The following is a 15828-nucleotide window of genomic DNA, read 5'->3' on the forward strand; positions in this document are numbered from 1 at the left end:
GAGCCGACCTGCCACTTAACTTGCGCAGGCCTTGTTCTACATTACAGAATCGATAGAGCCAGAGCAAAAAGTGGCACTCTATTAATAAGTTTTCTACCAAACCAAGGCTTATCCGCCAACACTCATTCAACCTCAACCCTTCATGTCGAGAGGTAGCACTGTGGCCACAACATGGTTATTTAGCCCACACGAAAACACTTATATCAAACCAAAGATCCACGGACAGATCAGCAAAATAACCACTACATTAGCGCAGCTCAGAAATCCATGGGTTTCCGACTCAGTCTTCATGGCCAAGATGTATACCGCCACGATTTTAGCCATCGCAATTGTATCCTACACAGGATTTTTCACCCACTCAATCAATTACCAACAAGAAGGGGCATATGCATTTATTGCAATACAGCTCCTCGGACCATTTATTTTTACTCCATTCTTAGCTTACCGTGTTTTCTTAATAAAAAAACTTTCTGAAATATACCTCAATAGAGCCACCAAAAAAATCTATTACAAACGCATAAACACACTCATGGTTATCGATTGGAATAACACAAGAGGCGGTATTTTCAAACGCACAGAATTCGGCGGCTCCTCCTTCACCACCAGCTATGCCCTCGCCTTCGCCCCCCGCCGGGAAGACGGCAGCCTGCACCAAAAAGACTGCCTGTGGGTGGACAGCAACGAACCCACCGAACCCGGCGTCAAGCATGTCGCCGAAGTGTGGGAATACCTGCGCCACTTCATGGACCACGGCCCGGACAAACTCCCCCCGCCCGGTGAACCCAACTGGTGGCACAAGCCACTTCACGCCATCTGCCTGACCCCGGCAGAAGCCTGGCGCCACTATGCCCCCTGGCGAACCGGCGAGCCCGGTGAAATGCAGGGTAAAAAGAACTGGCAATTGCCGTTCTGGGCCGTGCTGTTCCCCTACAACCTCTCCGTCGCCCTCTGCTGGTATGGCATCTGCCGCCTGTTCAACGTCCGAGCAGCGCCACCGCCTCCCGAAGCATTTGAGGAGGCCCCAGCGCATTCAACCCAAAGGAAACGCACATGAGCGATACCTCTGTCAGCAGCACTACCTCCGGACCCTGCCTGCAGCTAACGCGTATCCATCCCTACAACGCCAATCAAGGCCTGGACGAAGACAATGAGACCCTGTCAATTTTTCGTCTGGAGCGCTGATCATGGCAACCATCTGGATATTCAACTCAAGCTCAAGTTCAGGGCATAAGCCCGCTATTGGCGGGCAACTATCAAGCTTGTCAAAAACCACCTTATGCCTGAGAAACCCCTGGATAACAGACTCAGTCTTTATGGGAAAGCTGTACTGTGCAATGACCATTGCGCTCGTTATCTTCACCTACCCTTACCTACTAACCAGTGAAGCCTGGAACCCATACACCTTTAGTTATACCTTTATCCTCCTTACACTAATTGCACCTTTAATCTTCCTCCCATTCTTAGCCTATCGAATATATTTCATAAAACGCTTATCAAGCTTCTGCTTCAATCGGGCGACCCAAAAAATCTACTATCAACGTTTAAGCAAGGTACTGGTCTTTGAGTGGAGCAATACCGGCGGTGGTATTTTTAAGCGTACGGAATACGGCGGCTCATCATTCAGCACCAGCTATGCCCTCGCCTTCGCCCCCCGCCGCGAAGACGGCAGCCTGCATCAAAAAGACTGCCTCTGGGTCGACAGCAACGAACCCACCGAACCCGGCGTCAAGCATGTGGCCGAAGTGTGGGAATACCTCCGCCACTTCATGGACCATGGCCCAGACAAACTCCCCCCGCCCGGTGAACCCAACTGGTGGCACAAGCCACTTCACGCCATCTGCCTGACCCCGGCAGAAGCCTGGCGCCACTATGCCCCCTGGCGAACCGGCGAGCCCGGTGAAATGCAGGGCAAAAAGAACTGGCAATTGCCGTTCTGGGCCGTGCTGTTTCCCTACAACCTCTCCGTCGCCCTCTGCTGGTATGGCATCTGCCGCCTGTTCAACGTCCGGGCAGCGCCACCGCCACCAGCGGCCTTCGAAGAAGCCCCCGTTCAACCCGGCAAAAGGAAGCGCAAATGAAACCCATCGTACTGGTAGGCCATCGTCATAGCTGCCCGCTCCATGGTGAAGGCACTGTGGAAACCGGCGCAAGTGCAACATTAGTAGATGGCAAGGCCGTCGCACGCGTGGGCGATCGCATCAGTTGTGGCGCCGTTATCGAAACCGGCGCTGCCTGCACGATTATCGAGGGCCAACCCGCAGCAAGGCTGGGTGACACTACCAGTCATGGAGGGACTTTGATCGAGGGGGACCCGGGTTGGCTCATTGATTGAAGCAACTACCGGCCGCGGAGCCAAAGGCGGTTAAACGTCAGAGTTCATACAAAACCACTCCTTTGATGACGAAGCCTGTGAGTAAACAGTTATGGGGCGTCCCGTAAAATAGCGGGCAAGCGCTTACAGGCACGAGACACCAGTGACATCATTAATGCCAAAAGTGTGGGAATATTCTTACACAGAGCGCCTGGCACCAAACAATCACACGCTTTAAAAAGCATCGTGAGCCACCAAGAAAAATTCATCAAATTATTTCACCGCTTGCATTCACGCTCGACAACCACTAACACTAAGACCATCACCCGATGGAGATAAGCCATGTCCCGACTCGCAGAGTTTCGCGCCCTCGAGCGACTACTAGCGGCAAAAAAAAACGAGCTTTCCTTCATTAAAATCGACCCTCGCCTCATCCGCGAATTCGAGTTTGAAAGCAAGCTGCACAACCTGCTGGCCGAATATCAATTCAATCTGTCGAATGTACTGGCGATCATCGAGAGCGAACACATGAGCAATGATGAGGATGTCTATCAACAATGCCGCCCTGTCGCACCGCCCCCACGTTACAGGGCTCGGCAAAGCAAATACTATATAAACCCTTACACAGGGGAGAAAGTGGAAGCAAAAAGCACCCTGCATAAAACCGTGCGGTCCTGGATTCAGCAGTACGGCCGCGCCGAAGTCGAAAGCTGGGCAACTGCATGGCCTCTGTACCCACACAAACCTGGCCTGTAGGCATCCCATACCCTGTGCGGCACAACCGTCACAGCCTGCCCTCACCTTCCTGACCTGCGCCCACCAGGCAACCAGGGCTAAAGCCTTCTACCCTTCAGTGACGTGAATACCTGCCGCGCCCGCCGGCCAACGCAACCGTTCGATAACCGAACAGTAGCCCGTCTCTTGAATTGACGCTGCTGTCTTCACTGCTCACCATGCACCGGCCTTGCGTGCCCCCTGCCTGGGAAACGATCACGCACCCGTAGCACCGCAGCTGAATACAATTTCAAGAAACGAGCAGTCTATGAACCACTCCAAGATCCCCCCCGCCGCGCCCCGGATGTCCCAGGGCTCGATCGGCGACAAGCTTCGCGGCGCCTTCGGCGTCGGCAAGACCCGTTGGGGCATGCTCGCCCTGGTGTTCTTCGCCACCACCCTGAACTACATCGACCGCGCCGCCCTCGGCATCATGCAGCCCGTGCTGGCCAAGGAAATGAGCTGGACGGCGATGGACTACGCCAACATCAATTTCTGGTTCCAGGTCGGCTATGCCATCGGCTTTCTGCTGCAAGGCCGGCTGATCGACAAGGTTGGGGTCAAACGGGCCTTCTTCTTCGCTGTACTGCTGTGGAGCCTGGCCACGGGTGCCCACGGCCTGGCCACCTCGGCGGCAGGTTTCATGGTTTGCCGCTTCATCCTCGGCCTGACCGAGGCCGCCAACTACCCAGCCTGCGTCAAGACCGTGCGCCTGTGGTTCCCGGCGGGTGAGCGGGCCATTGCAACGGGGCTGTTCAACGCCGGTACCAATGTTGGCGCCATGGTCACCCCCGCGCTGTTGCCGCTGATCCTGGCTGTGTGGGGCTGGCAGGCTGCATTCATCGCCATGGGCAGCCTGGGCCTGGTGTGGGTCGTGCTGTGGGTATTGAAGTACTACAACCCTGAAGACCACCCCCGCGTGCGTCAGAGCGAGGTGCAGTACATCCAGCAGGATGATGAGCCCGAGCCGACCCGCGTGCCGTTCAGCCGTATCCTGCGCCTGCGTGGCACCTGGGCTTTTGCAGTGGCCTATGCGATGACCGCGCCAGTGTTCTGGTTCTACCTGTACTGGCTGCCGCCGTTCCTGAACCAGCAATACAGCCTCGGCATCAACGTGACCCAGATGGGCATCCCGTTGATCATCATCTGGCTGACGGCAGACTTCGGCAGCATCGGGGGTGGCATCCTGTCGTCGTGGCTGATCGGCCGTGGCGTGCGTGCCACGACAGCGCGGCTGGTGTCCATGCTGATCTTTGCCTGCACCATGCTCAGCGTCATCTTTGCCGCCAACGCCAGTGGGCTGTGGGTCGCGGTGGCGGCCATCTCGATCGCGGTAGGCGCGCACCAGGCGTGGACGGCGAATATCTGGAGCCTGGTGATGGACTACACACCCAAGCACCTGGTGAGCACCGTATTCGGCTTCGGCAGCATGTGTGCGGCAATTGGCGGGATGTTCATGACGCAGATTGTCGGCAGCGTGCTGACCGCTACCAACAACAACTATGCCGTGCTGTTTACCATGATCCCCGCCATGTACTTCCTGGCGTTGGTGTGGATGTATTTCATGGCACCGCGCAAGGTCGAGAGCGCCTGAGAGCGCTAGCCACTTACCTCTACGGGGCCCTTGCGGGCCCTTTTTTTGGCTTGGAGATTCTTGAGAAGCGGACAACGACAATGCAGCCTTCGGTGTGGGTTCACTCGCGAACGTGGCGTAGCCGGTGCCATGCGCCACGTTCGCTCGATCAGACCGCGGCCAACACCGCCTGGGCTTTCTCCAGCGCCATGCGCGCGCGCTGCTCGCCGCTGATGCCCTGCTCCAGCAATTGCCGCGTGGGGACTTCCAGGCTCAGCGGCACGCTCGGCGGCAAGGCGCGCAACAGGCCAACCAGGTCGGCATCGCCATCACCCGGGAAGCGTCGCTCGTTACGCGCCTGGCGCAGGATCTCATCCATGTCGGCCGGCACCGGGCCAGCAACGTCACACAGTTGGGCATAGCGCATGCGCTGCGGCTTCAGTTGCGCCAGGTCGTCCAGCGAAGAGCCGGAGCGGTTGAAGTGGAAGGCATCCACCAGCACGCAGCCATTGGCGCAATCGGCGTTGGCCACCACCCGCATGGCCTGGCGCAGGTCGCGTACGTCGGTCCAGGGCATGAACTCCAGGTGAGGGTGAATGCCGTATTGCACCGCCAGCTCGCACAATGCGGCAAAGCGTTCGGTCAGGCGCGCTTCGTCGGGGTCGTTGCCCGCTACCAGCAATTCAGTGCCACCCAACCCGGCGCCCACCGCCAGGATCGCTTCGAAATCGGCCACACAGGTTGCCGGTTCAAGGCGCAGAATCTCCAGGTCGAGCACCTTGATACCCGTGTCGCGCAGGCGCGCCTGGGTTTGCCGGCGCAGTTCGGCATCGGCTACCAGCGGGAAATGCCGCTCCTGTTCGGTGGCTGGCACCAGCCGCAGGCCGACATGGCTGTAACCCGCTCGGGCGGCGGCCTCGATCATGTCCGGTGGAGACAGCTCGAGCACCGTCAGGGCCGCGAGGGAAAAAATTCGATCAGTCATTTATCGTCACCAGCAATAGTAAGGTTGTATCAGCCAATGTGCGCGGGCGCGCAAGCCCGACCGCTTTGGGCTGCCTGCCTTATCGCTTCGATCAGCGCCAGTGTGCGCCCCCCGTCGGCAGCGTCGATCAGCGGCGCCTGTTCACCCCGGGCAACCCGCACAAAATGCTGCAATTGCAGGGTCAATGCCTCGCCGGCGGGGATGCTTTCCGAGCTTTGCAACAGGGGCGTATGCCAGCCCGAGCCTGCCTCGGCGTAATGCCAGCGCTTGAGCTGGGGAATGCTCAGTGCTCCTTGGGTACCGGCCAGCAGATAGCACGGCTGGCCATCTTGGCGCGGGTACACAGGGCTTTCGCCAGTGTCCAGCTCCCAGCTCCACGGAGCAGCCACCGCGTCAGACCCGGTCAGGCTGCCCAGGGCACCGTTGGCAAACTGCAACAGCACTGCGGCGCTGTCTTCGTTGGCAAAACCGCGTACATCGTTGCGGGTGAAGGCCTGCACCTGCACCACCTCGCCGCACAGGTAACGCAACAGGTCAAGGTCGTGGATCAGGTTGGTCAGCAAGAAGCCGGCCCCTGGCTCGCGACGCCAGGGCGTTTCGAAATAGCTGTCGGGCTTTTGCAGCTGCCACAGCGCAGTGACGTTGATCAATCGGCCCAGTTTGCCTTCGTTGATCACCTGGTGCGCCTTGGCGATCAGCGGATTGTGTCGGCGATGGTGACCTACAAGCACCGGCACACCCTGGCGGTTTGAAGCTTCCACCAGTGCACGCACTTCATCCAGGTGCACCCCCACCGGTTTTTCCACCAGCACCGGCACCCCGGCCTCGACACAATCCAGGGCGGTGGCGACATGCAGGTTGTTGGGGTTGGCGACAATCACTGCCTCGGGGCGAACTCGCTCCAACATTTGCCGGTGGTCGGCAAAGCAAGGCACGCCGCAGTCGGCGGCGAAGGCCTCGGCCTGCGGGCCGGGGTCGGCTACCGCACACAGTTGGGCTTGCGGCACATTGCGCAAGTGCTGGTAGTGCTGCCGGCCCATGATGCCGGCGCCAATCAAGGCAATACGAAGGGGTGCGTTCAACAGCCTGTCCTCTTGTCATTGTTGTTATGAAATTCTGAAACCGGGTTCCAAAATTCACACTCGACAATTTAGAACCAAGTTCAGCTTTTCAGAAGAACGGGCGCAACAGACTGTGCGGTAATCGACCGGAATATCCCCTCAGGCAAACAGCTCGCTGGCTGGGCTGGCCGCCGACAGCTCTTCTGCCGCCGCCAGCAATAGCGGTGCCAGCGCTGTAAGGCGGCTCTGTGCCAGCCGCGCGCTGGGCCCGGCGATGCTCAGCACGCCGATCACCTCGTCACTTTGCGGGCAGCGTATCACTGCGGCCAGGGCTGAGGTGCCGATGGCGGAGGTCTCCTCGACCCAGGCATAGCCACGCTCGCGGGCGCGGTGCAGGTAGGCGAGCAATTCATCGGTGGAGCGTGGCGCGTTCGGGCCGAACTGGTCGGGGTCGGCAATACCTTGGCGCAACACCATCTGCAGCGCCTGCTCATCGTCCAGGCTGGCCAGCCAGGCATGCCCGGAGGCGGTATAGAACAGCGGCGCGTCGCGCCCCATATCCGGGTCGTAGCGCAGCCCGGAGCGGGCCCCCTGGGACTTGGCGATCCAGGTTTGCCGGGCACCGTCGATCACCCCAAGGCGCACGAGTTCGCCGCTGTCCTGGGCCAGGCGGTCAAGAATCGGCTGGATGATGTCGGCACCGCTGCTGGCGAGGTAACGAAAGCCCAGCGCTACCAGCTTGGCCGACAGCTGATAGCGGCTGTTTTCCCGGTTCTGGCGCACGTAGCCCAGCCGCACCAGCTCAGTGAGCATGCGGTGGGCAGCGCTTTTGGGAATGTCCAGGCGCTCGGCCAGGGTTTGTAACGGCAGCCCTTGGGGTTCACCGGTAAGGCTTTCTACAAGACTGAAGGCGCGTTCGATCTGACTACCAGCCATGTCACAGGTCCCTGATTTTTTTGCGGATTCTAGAAGATGATTCCACATCGTCGCCAGCCAGCGCAGCTCGGGCCACCTCGAATGTCCGATGATCGCCCAGTTCTTGCCTGACATGCCCGACCTGACCTTGCAGGACCACCCGCCGCCGATAAAAATGTGGAACATTGTTCCAATAAAAACACAGGAAACCCGCAATGTCTTCCGCTCCTCTCGAAACCGCATGCGATGTACTGGTCATAGGTTCTGGCGCCGCCGGGCTGGCGGCGGCCGTCACGGCTGCCTGGCATGGGCAGAAGGTGATCGTGGCGGAGAAAGAACCGGTGTTTGGCGGTGCCACCGCCTGGTCCGGCGGCTGGGCCTGGGTGCCACGCAACCCGCTGGCGCGCAGGGCCGGCATCGAGGAAGACATCGAGCAACCGCGGACTTATCTGCGCCATGAGCTGGGGGCAAACTACAATGCCGAGCGCGTCGATGCCTTCCTTGAGGCGTGCCCGCACATGGTGGCGTTTTTCGAGAAGTACACGGCGTTGCAGTTTGCCGACGGCAACGGCATCCCGGACATGCATGGCGATACGCCGGGGGCAGCTCTTGGCGGCCACCAGGTGATCGCCGCGCCCTACGATGCCCGCGAGGTTGGCGCCCTGCTGCCACGCTTGCGCAAGACCATGCGCGAAACCTCGTTCATGGGCATGCCGATCATGGCCGGTGCCGACCTTGCCGCCTTCCTCAACATGACCCGCTCGCCCAAAGCCCTGCTGCACGTGTGCAAGCGTTTTGGCCGCCACCTGTACCACCTGGCCCGCCATGGTCGGGCCATGCACCTGGTCAACGGTGTGGCGTTGGTGGCGCGCCTGGCTAAATCGGCACAGGACCTGGGTGTGCACCTGCAAGCGTCGGCACCGGCCAAACGCCTGCTGATCGAGGATGGCCAGGTGCGCGGGGCGTGGGTCGCTACGCCACAGGACGAGCAGCTGATCCGCGCCAAGGCCGTGGTGCTGGCGGCCGGTGGTTTCCCCAATGACAACGCCCGGCGCCAGCAACTGTTCCCGCGCGATGCCAGCGGCCACGACAACCTGGCACTGCCGCCCAAGGGGTGTTCTGGTGATGGCCTGCGGCTGGGCGAGTCCGCCGGCGGCGTGGTTGCCACCGACCTGAAGTCACCGGTGGCCTGGGCACCGGTTTCACAGGTGCCGTATCGCGACGGCAGCGTCGGCCACTTCCCGCACATTATCGAGCGCGGCAAACCGGGCGTTATCGGCGTGCTGGCCAACGGCAAGCGTTTCGTCAACGAAGCGCATGGCTATTACGACTATGTGTCGGCCATGGTCGCTGCAGTGCCGCAGGGCCAGGAGGTGTGCTCGTGGCTGGTTTGCGATCATCGCTTCTTGCGCCGCTATGGACTGGGGCATGCCCGCCCGGCACCGCTGCCGGTAGGCCCGCATGTGCGCAACGGCTACCTGAAACGCGGTGCCACGCTCGAGCAGCTCGCCCAGGCCTGCGGCATTGACCCGTCCGGGCTGCGGGCCACGGTCACTGACTTCAATAGCCATGCCCGCAGCGGCCAGGACCCGGCGTTTGGCCGTGGTTCCACGCCGTTCAACCGCAAGCAGGGCGACCCACGGCACAAGGGCCCTAACCCGTGCGTAGCGCCCATCGAACACGGGCCGTTTTATGCGGTGAAAGTAAAGCCCGGCTGCTTTGGCACCTTTGCCGGGTTGCGCACCGACGGCAATGCCCGTGTGCTGGATGAGGCCGGGCAACCGATCGCAGGTCTGTACGCAGCAGGTACCGACATGGCCAGCGTGTTTGGTGGCTGGTACCCGTCGGGCGGTATCAACCTGGGGCCGGCACTGACTTTTGGCTACGTCGCCGGGCGGCACATTGCCGGGGTGCAGGGGTATGAGTGAGCTGACCCACAATAACCGGGTGGTCGGCGCTCTGCAGGAGGACGCAGGGAAAGGCCGTGGCGCTTGAATCGAGCGCCACGCGGTCTGATTTTTCAGCGCTGTCGTCCCTCAGCTCACTGGTCTCGCTGCGCTGCGCTCCTGAATCTGCGCCAGCCAGTAGGCCACATCCACCTCGTCGATCTGCTCGGTGCGCAGGAAGCGCTCGGCATATTGGCGGTATACCCCGCTGCTGAGGAACAGTTGTAGCAGTTGCCCGTCGACGTGCCCCTCGCGGGCCATGGACACCAGGATCTTCACCGATTCGGACAGGGTCTTCGGGGGTTTGTAAGGCCGGTCTGCTGCCGTCAGGGCTTCGAAGATGTCGGCAATCGCCATCACCCGCTCGGCGACGCCCAGGTCCTGCCCGCCCAGGCGGCGCGGATAGCCGCTGCCGTTCATCTTTTCGTGGTGGTTGCCGGCGATGTCGGGTACCCGCTTGAGCTGGCGCGGGAGCGGCAGCGCGCTGAGCATGATGATGGTCTGCACGATGTGTTCGTTGATCTTGAAGCGTTCTTCATCAGTCAGCGTGCCACGGCGGATCGACAGATTGTACAGCTCGCCGTAGTTGCTGGCGTGGCCTGGCAGATGCATGTCGAACCCCCAGATATTCCGCGGGTCGCCCTTCACCACCGGCGGCGTGCGGGTGCCCCAGGGCACGCAGTGCTCGGGGCGGTCGGCCAGCAATGGCTCCTCTGTCGGTAGTGCAGGCTGCGGCACGCCGACAAGGCGTTCCGCCTCGTCACGGGAGATGCCCAGGCGGTTATCGAAATGGCGCAGCCAGCGTCGCTTGCCGATCACCTGCAAGCGCTGGATATCGGTGTCCTGCATGAACTCGCCGCCGATGTTGGCCTGGGCGACGAAAGCGAAGTCGTCCTGCAGCTCGGCCTGGCTTCGGCTCAGTGCGGCTTTCAGTACCTGCTGGTCGACGCCGCTGACCAGGCCTTGCCAATAAGCCAGCTCTGCATCGCGCCACAGCACTTCGAAACGCATGCGTACTTCGTGAATGCGGTTGTACAGGGTCTCCAGCTTGGTCGCCTTGTCCACCACGTACTCGGGGCTGGTGACCTTGCCACAATCGTGCAGCCAGGCTGCCACACGGAACTCGTATCGCTCTGCCTCGGTCATGCTGAAGCTGGAGAACGGGCCGTTGTCGGCTGCCACTGCCTGGTCCAGCAGCATCTGCGCCAGTTGAGGCACCCGCTCGCAGTGGCCACCGGTATAGGGGCTCTTGGCGTCGATGGCGTCTGCCAACAGCTTGATCATGGCGTCCAGCAGGCGTTGCTGGGCTTCGACCAACTGCCGGGTCTCGATAGCCACTGCAGCCACACCGGACAACTCCCCGACAAAGCGCCGGAATGCCTCGCCTACCCGCTCAGGCGCCTGCTCTTCGTCCATTTGCAGGACCAGGATGCCCAACAGTGCCTGGCTACGGTCATTCAGCACGACGGCCAGACTGCGCTCATGCAGGCCGAGGGCCCGGGTCACTGCTGTAGCCAAGTGCTGCCGTGCGCCTTCATCCACTGCCAGTTCGCTTGGGTATTGCTCACCGCGGCACGAGGCGGCCAGGCGCAGCAAAGCCTGTTCGGCGTCGTACAGGTACACCACGCCGGCGTCGCCCGCGGCAGCTTCCACCAGATGGCTCAGCACGCCATCGAGCATGCACTCCAGGTTTCGCTCACGGCTGAGCGTAAGGGTAATCGCCTGATAGTGGCGAATCGTACCGGCCATTCGGCTCAACACGCGGCTCAGTTCACGCACCTCGGAAACCCGCGAGTGCACGCCCACCTCACGGCTGAAATCAAAGCTTGCCAAGCCTTGAACCTGCTCGCGCAACAGCCGCAGCGGGCGGCCAATACGCCGGCCAAGCACACCGCCGAGCACCAGCAACACAGCCATCAGCGCCACGGTCCAGAGCAACTGCTCGAACAAGACTTTGCGTGCCCCTACCAGCAGTTCGTGACCAGGTACGGCAATCAGCACTTGCAAGTCGTGCCCGGCCAGAGTGGTCAGCTGCACGCGAATGCCATACCAGGTCTGGCCGTCCACCTGATAAGGCTGGGGCTGGTTGCCCGTCGGCATGTCAGCGTATAGCCGCGCCAGGCTGGGAGCGCCCAGCTCGGCGATACGCGACAGGCGCACGCCTTGCCCTTCATGCACGATTGCCCGCTGCGGGTCCGGATAAGCCACAACATCGCCCCGGTCATCGACCACAACGATCTCGGTACCCGGGGTCATGCGCAGGTCCTGAATCTCACTGGCCAAGTCGTTGACCGAAACGTCCAGGCCGATCACGGCCCCACCGTCAACGCTACGTTGGGCCATGGTCAAGCCGACCTCGCGGGTGGTGAAGAACACATAAGGACGGGTCAGCACAGTAGCGGATTGTACCGTGGCTTCAGCGAACCAGGGGCGCAGGCGTGGATCGAAGCGATATTCCGGTTTGGCCTGGGCCTGCAACAGCTTCAGCGCCCGATCATAAAAGCGCCACTCGCCCTGCACCTTGGCGCCCTCGCCATGGCTGACGCTCTGCACCAGAAATGCCGTGCCCGGTGGGGCGGCGAAACGCTGCATCAGTTGCGGGTCACGCAGGCGACGCACCAGCAGGAACTCGCCGCTGGGGTAACCCAGATAGGCGGCGCTGAGCATGCGGTTGGCGTCCAGCATTTCCACCAGCTGTGGCAGCCGATCCATTCGCTGTGCCTGGGTGTGAAGCGTCGTGTTGTGGGCAAGCAGGCGGATGCTGCTTTGCGCCGGCTCGATCAGGCGCCTGGCGCGCTCATCGATGGTCTTGGCAACCTGCTGGGCGGCATCGCCAGCAGCAGCCACGAGGGTCTGGCGAATACCGCGATAGCCCTGCCAGGCCAGGGCAGCGCCGAGCAGCAGCATGCCCAGCACGATGGCCAGCGCCACCAGCCACTGCAGTGAAATACCACGTCCTGTATTGCCAACAACACGCCCCGTCGACACGCAGCCCATCCCAGGTACTCCATGTGCGGCACATTGCCTTGGCTGATTTCTGCAGCAGTGTAGAGTGCGCGTGAGCTTTCTGCCGGGCCGGCAACACGTTTACAGACGAGCGTGCAAGGCTTTGTACCGCGACATAGGCGACGTGGGCCATGACCAGGGCATCAGCCGCGCAACTGGTACCAGGTGGTCTTGAGCTGCGAATACTTGTCGAACGAATGCAGTGACAGATCGCGGCCAAACCCCGACTGCTTGCCCCCACCGAACGGCACCGTCACATCCAGCGCATCGACCGTGTTCACCGATACGGTACCGGCTTTCAACGCCCGCGCTACCCGGTGCACCTGGTTGAAGTCGTCGCTCCACACCGAAGCTGCCAGGCCATAGATGCTGTCGTTGGCAAGGCGCACCGCTTCTTCTTCCGTGTCGAAGGCGCTGACCGCCAGCACTGGGCCGAATACCTCCTCCCGCGCCAGGCTCATGCGGCCCTCGATACCGGCAAAAATGGTCGGTTCGATGTAGTTGTCCGAACCTTCGATGTTCAGGCGTCGGCCGCCACACACCAATTGCGCGCCCTCTTGCCCGGCACGCACGATGGCGGCCTCAATGCGGCCGGTCTGCTCGGCATCGACAATGGCCCCGGCGCGGCTCGCCGGATCCAGCGGGTTACCGGGCAGCCACTGGCGAGCCTTGGCCTGCAGGCGCTCGATGAACTCATCGTGAATGGCACGCTGCACGTACAGCCGCGAGTTGGCCGAACACACTTCGCCCTGGTTGAAGAAAATGCCAAAAGCGGCCTTTTCCGCAGCCAAGTCCAGGTCCTGGCAGTTGTCGAACACCAGGTTCGGGCTCTTGCCGCCGCACTCCAGCCAAACCTGCTTGAGGTTGGACTGCGCCGAGTACTGCATGAAGTACTTGCCCACCTGGGTGGAGCCTGTGAACACCAGGCAGTCCACATCCGGGTGCAGGCCCAGCGCCTGCCCGGCCTGCTCGCCAAGGCCTGGCACCACGTTCAGTACGCCTTCCGGCAACCCCGCTTCCAGCGCCAGTTGGGCCAGGCGCAGGGCCGAGAACGGTGATTGCTCGGCGGGCTTGAGTACCACGCTGTTACCGGCAGCCAGCGCCGGGGCCAGCTTCCAGGCGGCCATGTCGAGCGGGAAGTTCCATGGCACCACGGCAGCGACCACGCCGAGGGCTTCGCGGGTGATGGTGGCCAGCGCATTGGCAGCAGTGGGCGCCACCTGGTCATACAGCTTGTCCAGCGCCTCGCCGTACCAGGCGAACACATTGGCAGAACCCGGCACGTCGATGTTGTAGGCGTCCATCACCGGCTTGCCCATGTTCAGCGAGTCCAGCAAGGCCAGTTCTTCACGATGGGCCATGATCAGCTCGGCCAGGCGCAGCAGCACTTTCTTGCGCTCGCCCGGCGCCATGCGCGGCCAGGGGCCGTGTTCGAAGGCCCGACGGGCGCTGGCGACGGCCAGGTCGACCTCGGCCTGGCCGCAGGCGGCTACCTGTGCCATCAGGTTGTTGGTGGCGGGGTTGATGGCTGCGAAGGTGGCGCCATCCTGTGCATTGACGGGTTTGCCATTGATCAGCGCTTTGGATGGCAGGTACAGGTCCGAGGCGCGTTGTTGCCAGAATTCGAGGGTGTACATTTGTACTCCAGGCGACCGCGGTGGCGATCATTTTTTGCGGAAGTAACAGGTACCACACAGTCCGCAAGCGCGCCGCGCCTCCTCTGTGGGAGCGGACGTGCCCGCGAATCAGGCGACACGGAGGATGGCACCGGCTTCGCCGGTGTTCGCGGGCATGCCCGCTCCCACAGGGGAAACCGGTTGCCCTTGGCAACGGCTTAGAGCTTGCCGACCAACCGAGCGGTGCGGTCCACGGCAATGCGGGTTTTCTCTACCAGCTCATCCAGCTCGCTGTGGTTGGCGATCAAGGCCGGGGCCATGATCATTCGGCCCAAGGTCGAGCGTATGATCACCCCTTCCTCGAAACCAAAGGTGCGGCACTGCCAGGCCAAGTCGTTCTCGTTGGCAAAGCGCTTGCGCGTCGGCTTGTGCTCGGCGAACTGCAGCGCCGCCACCAGCCCGGCCCCTTGCACCTGGCCGATCAATGGGTGATCGGCAAACACTTCCCGCAGAATGCGCTGCAGGTACGGCCCCGTGTCGTCCTTCACCTGGCGCACGATGCCTTCGTCACGCAACGCCTTCAGGTTGGCGATGGCCACTGCCGCCGCCACCGGGTGGCCGGAATAGGTCAGGCCGTGGGCAAAGACCCCGCCGCGCTCTACCAATGCCTCGGCTATGCGTTTGCTCAGCACCAGGCCCCCCATGGGCACATAGCCGCTGGTCAGGCCCTTGGCAATCGACAGGGTGTCGGGCTCGAAGCCGAAGTATTCATGGGCGAACCATTCGCCGGTACGGCCAAAGCCACCGATCACCTCATCGGCGCACAGCAGCACGTCGTACTGGCGGCAGATACGCTGGATTTCCGGCCAGTAGCTTTCCGGCGGGAAGATCATGCCGCCCGCCCCCTGGAAGGGTTCGGCAATGAAGCCGGCAACGTTTTCGGCACCCAGCTCAAGGATCTTTTCCTCCAGTTGCAGGGCGCAGCGGCGGCCGAACTCGGCCGGGGCCAGTTCACCGCCCTCGGCGTACCAGTAGGGTTCGTCGATGTGTGCCACATCCGGAATCAACCCGCCCATGTCGTGCATGAACTTCATGCCGCCCAGCGCCGTGGCCGCCAGGGTCGAGCCGTGGTAGCCGTTCCAGCGGCCGATCATGATTTTCTTGCTTGGCTGGCCAACCACCTGCCAGTAGCGGCGTACGGTGCGGATCAGTACCTCGTTGGCCTCGGAGCCAGAGTTGGTGTAGATCGCGTGGCTGTAGTGCCCCGGCAGCAGGCTGAACAGCAGCTCGGACAGTTCGATCACCGCCGGGTGGGTGGTGTGGAAGAACATGTTGTAGTAGGCCAACTGATCCATCTGCGTGGCCGCAGCGGCCGTCAGGTCACGGCGGCCATAACCGAGCTGGGTGCACCACAGGCCGGACATGCCATCCAGGTAGCGCTTGCCCTCACTGTCCCACAGGTGCAGGCGTTCGCCACCGACGATCACACGCGGCCCTTCGGCGTTCAGCGCCTTCTGGTCGAGGAAGGCATGAATGTGGTGGGCTGCATCGGCTGCCTGGTAGTCACGGGTCTGGCGTTGCGGGGCGAAAGGCGCGTTCATTGTTGGTTTTCCTTTGCGGTGGGGTTGCAGGGCGGCTGGC

Annotated in this window: 13 protein-coding genes; 7 read left to right on the forward strand and 6 right to left on the reverse strand. The window is 61.8% G+C overall.

Features of this window, described 5'->3' with window-relative positions:
* The first annotated feature begins 160 nt into the window (after positions 1 to 160).
* The 6 genes from ACF8EA_RS13500 (at position 161) to ACF8EA_RS13525 (ending at position 4679) form a co-directional block, all read left to right on the forward strand.
* The gene (locus tag ACF8EA_RS13500; RefSeq protein WP_392522291.1) at positions 161 to 1054 is read left to right on the forward strand and encodes a DUF6708 domain-containing protein; all 894 of its coding nucleotides are present in this window, start codon (positions 161 to 163) and stop codon (positions 1052 to 1054) included.
* Entirely contained in the window at positions 1051 to 1182 is a 132-nt protein-coding gene (locus ACF8EA_RS13505) for a hypothetical protein (protein ID WP_392522292.1), read from the forward strand. The genes ACF8EA_RS13500 and ACF8EA_RS13505 overlap by 4 nt, the downstream gene beginning before the upstream one ends.
* A gap of 2 nt (positions 1183 to 1184) precedes the next feature.
* Complete coding sequence (locus tag ACF8EA_RS13510; RefSeq protein WP_392522294.1) at positions 1185 to 2078, forward strand: DUF6708 domain-containing protein; 894 nt, start codon at positions 1185 to 1187, stop codon at positions 2076 to 2078.
* Positions 2075 to 2332: a PAAR domain-containing protein gene (locus ACF8EA_RS13515; RefSeq protein WP_392522296.1), complete on the forward strand. Its 258-nt coding sequence runs from the start codon at positions 2075 to 2077 to the stop codon at positions 2330 to 2332. Before ACF8EA_RS13510 ends, ACF8EA_RS13515 begins: the two co-directional genes overlap by 4 nt.
* A gap of 321 nt (positions 2333 to 2653) precedes the next feature.
* Positions 2654 to 3067, forward strand: a complete 414-nt coding sequence (locus ACF8EA_RS13520) for a histone-like nucleoid-structuring protein, MvaT/MvaU family (protein WP_392522298.1) — start codon at positions 2654 to 2656, stop codon at positions 3065 to 3067.
* A gap of 286 nt (positions 3068 to 3353) precedes the next feature.
* Positions 3354 to 4679: an MFS transporter gene (locus ACF8EA_RS13525; protein WP_103469077.1), complete on the forward strand. Its 1326-nt coding sequence runs from the start codon at positions 3354 to 3356 to the stop codon at positions 4677 to 4679.
* 148 nt (positions 4680 to 4827) lie between these two features.
* Here the strand turns inward: ACF8EA_RS13525 and ACF8EA_RS13530 are convergent, their stop codons facing one another.
* The 3 genes from ACF8EA_RS13530 to ACF8EA_RS13540 form a co-directional block, all read right to left on the reverse strand.
* Positions 4828 to 5643, reverse strand: a complete 816-nt coding sequence (locus ACF8EA_RS13530) for a sugar phosphate isomerase/epimerase family protein (RefSeq protein ID WP_392522300.1) — start codon at positions 5641 to 5643, stop codon at positions 4828 to 4830.
* 29 nt (positions 5644 to 5672) lie between these two features.
* Positions 5673 to 6725, reverse strand: a complete 1053-nt coding sequence (locus tag ACF8EA_RS13535) for a Gfo/Idh/MocA family protein (protein WP_392522302.1) — start codon at positions 6723 to 6725, stop codon at positions 5673 to 5675.
* Positions 6726 to 6863: 138 nt separating this feature from the next.
* Positions 6864 to 7640, reverse strand: a complete 777-nt coding sequence (locus ACF8EA_RS13540; RefSeq protein ID WP_392522304.1) for an IclR family transcriptional regulator — start codon at positions 7638 to 7640, stop codon at positions 6864 to 6866.
* 194 nt (positions 7641 to 7834) lie between these two features.
* On the opposite strand from ACF8EA_RS13540, the gene ACF8EA_RS13545 reads away from it, so the two are divergent.
* A complete protein-coding gene (locus tag ACF8EA_RS13545) occupies positions 7835 to 9547 on the forward strand; it encodes an FAD-dependent oxidoreductase (RefSeq protein WP_392522306.1) in 1713 nt (570 codons plus the stop codon).
* Between the two features lie 108 nt (positions 9548 to 9655).
* On the opposite strand, the gene ACF8EA_RS13550 is transcribed toward ACF8EA_RS13545, so the two are convergent.
* The 3 genes from ACF8EA_RS13550 to ACF8EA_RS13560 form a co-directional block, all read right to left on the reverse strand.
* Positions 9656 to 12562, reverse strand: a complete 2907-nt coding sequence (locus ACF8EA_RS13550) for an HD domain-containing phosphohydrolase (protein ID WP_392522308.1) — start codon at positions 12560 to 12562, stop codon at positions 9656 to 9658.
* Between the two features lie 152 nt (positions 12563 to 12714).
* Entirely contained in the window at positions 12715 to 14208 is a 1494-nt protein-coding gene (locus ACF8EA_RS13555; protein ID WP_392522310.1) for an aldehyde dehydrogenase, read from the reverse strand.
* A gap of 197 nt (positions 14209 to 14405) precedes the next feature.
* Entirely contained in the window at positions 14406 to 15788 is a 1383-nt protein-coding gene (locus tag ACF8EA_RS13560) for an aspartate aminotransferase family protein (RefSeq protein ID WP_392522312.1), read from the reverse strand.
* Between the last annotated feature and the right edge of the window lie 40 nt (positions 15789 to 15828).

Source organism: Pseudomonas sp. YQ_5 (genome assembly GCF_043103305.1).
Taxonomy (GTDB): domain Bacteria; phylum Pseudomonadota; class Gammaproteobacteria; order Pseudomonadales; family Pseudomonadaceae; genus Aquipseudomonas; species Aquipseudomonas putida_Y.

Bases quoted from the DNA above. Each gene is read 5' to 3' on its own strand.
- ACF8EA_RS13505 (WP_392522292.1), top strand. From the start codon at position 1,051: ATGAGCGATACCTCTGTCAGCAGCACTACCTCCGGACCCTGCCTGCAG.
- ACF8EA_RS13510 (WP_392522294.1), top strand. From the start codon at position 1,185: ATGGCAACCATCTGGATATTCAACTCAAGCTCAAGTTCAGGGCATAAG.
- ACF8EA_RS13515 (WP_392522296.1), top strand. From the start codon at position 2,075: ATGAAACCCATCGTACTGGTAGGCCATCGTCATAGCTGCCCGCTCCAT.
- ACF8EA_RS13520 (WP_392522298.1), top strand. From the start codon at position 2,654: ATGTCCCGACTCGCAGAGTTTCGCGCCCTCGAGCGACTACTAGCGGCA.
- ACF8EA_RS13525 (WP_103469077.1), top strand. From the start codon at position 3,354: ATGAACCACTCCAAGATCCCCCCCGCCGCGCCCCGGATGTCCCAGGGC.
- ACF8EA_RS13530 (WP_392522300.1), bottom strand. From the start codon at position 5,643: ATGACTGATCGAATTTTTTCCCTCGCGGCCCTGACGGTGCTCGAGCTG.
- ACF8EA_RS13540 (WP_392522304.1), bottom strand. From the start codon at position 7,640: ATGGCTGGTAGTCAGATCGAACGCGCCTTCAGTCTTGTAGAAAGCCTT.
- ACF8EA_RS13545 (WP_392522306.1), top strand. From the start codon at position 7,835: ATGTCTTCCGCTCCTCTCGAAACCGCATGCGATGTACTGGTCATAGGT.
- ACF8EA_RS13550 (WP_392522308.1), bottom strand. From the start codon at position 12,562: ATGGGCTGCGTGTCGACGGGGCGTGTTGTTGGCAATACAGGACGTGGT.
- ACF8EA_RS13555 (WP_392522310.1), bottom strand. From the start codon at position 14,208: ATGTACACCCTCGAATTCTGGCAACAACGCGCCTCGGACCTGTACCTG.
- ACF8EA_RS13560 (WP_392522312.1), bottom strand. From the start codon at position 15,788: ATGAACGCGCCTTTCGCCCCGCAACGCCAGACCCGTGACTACCAGGCA.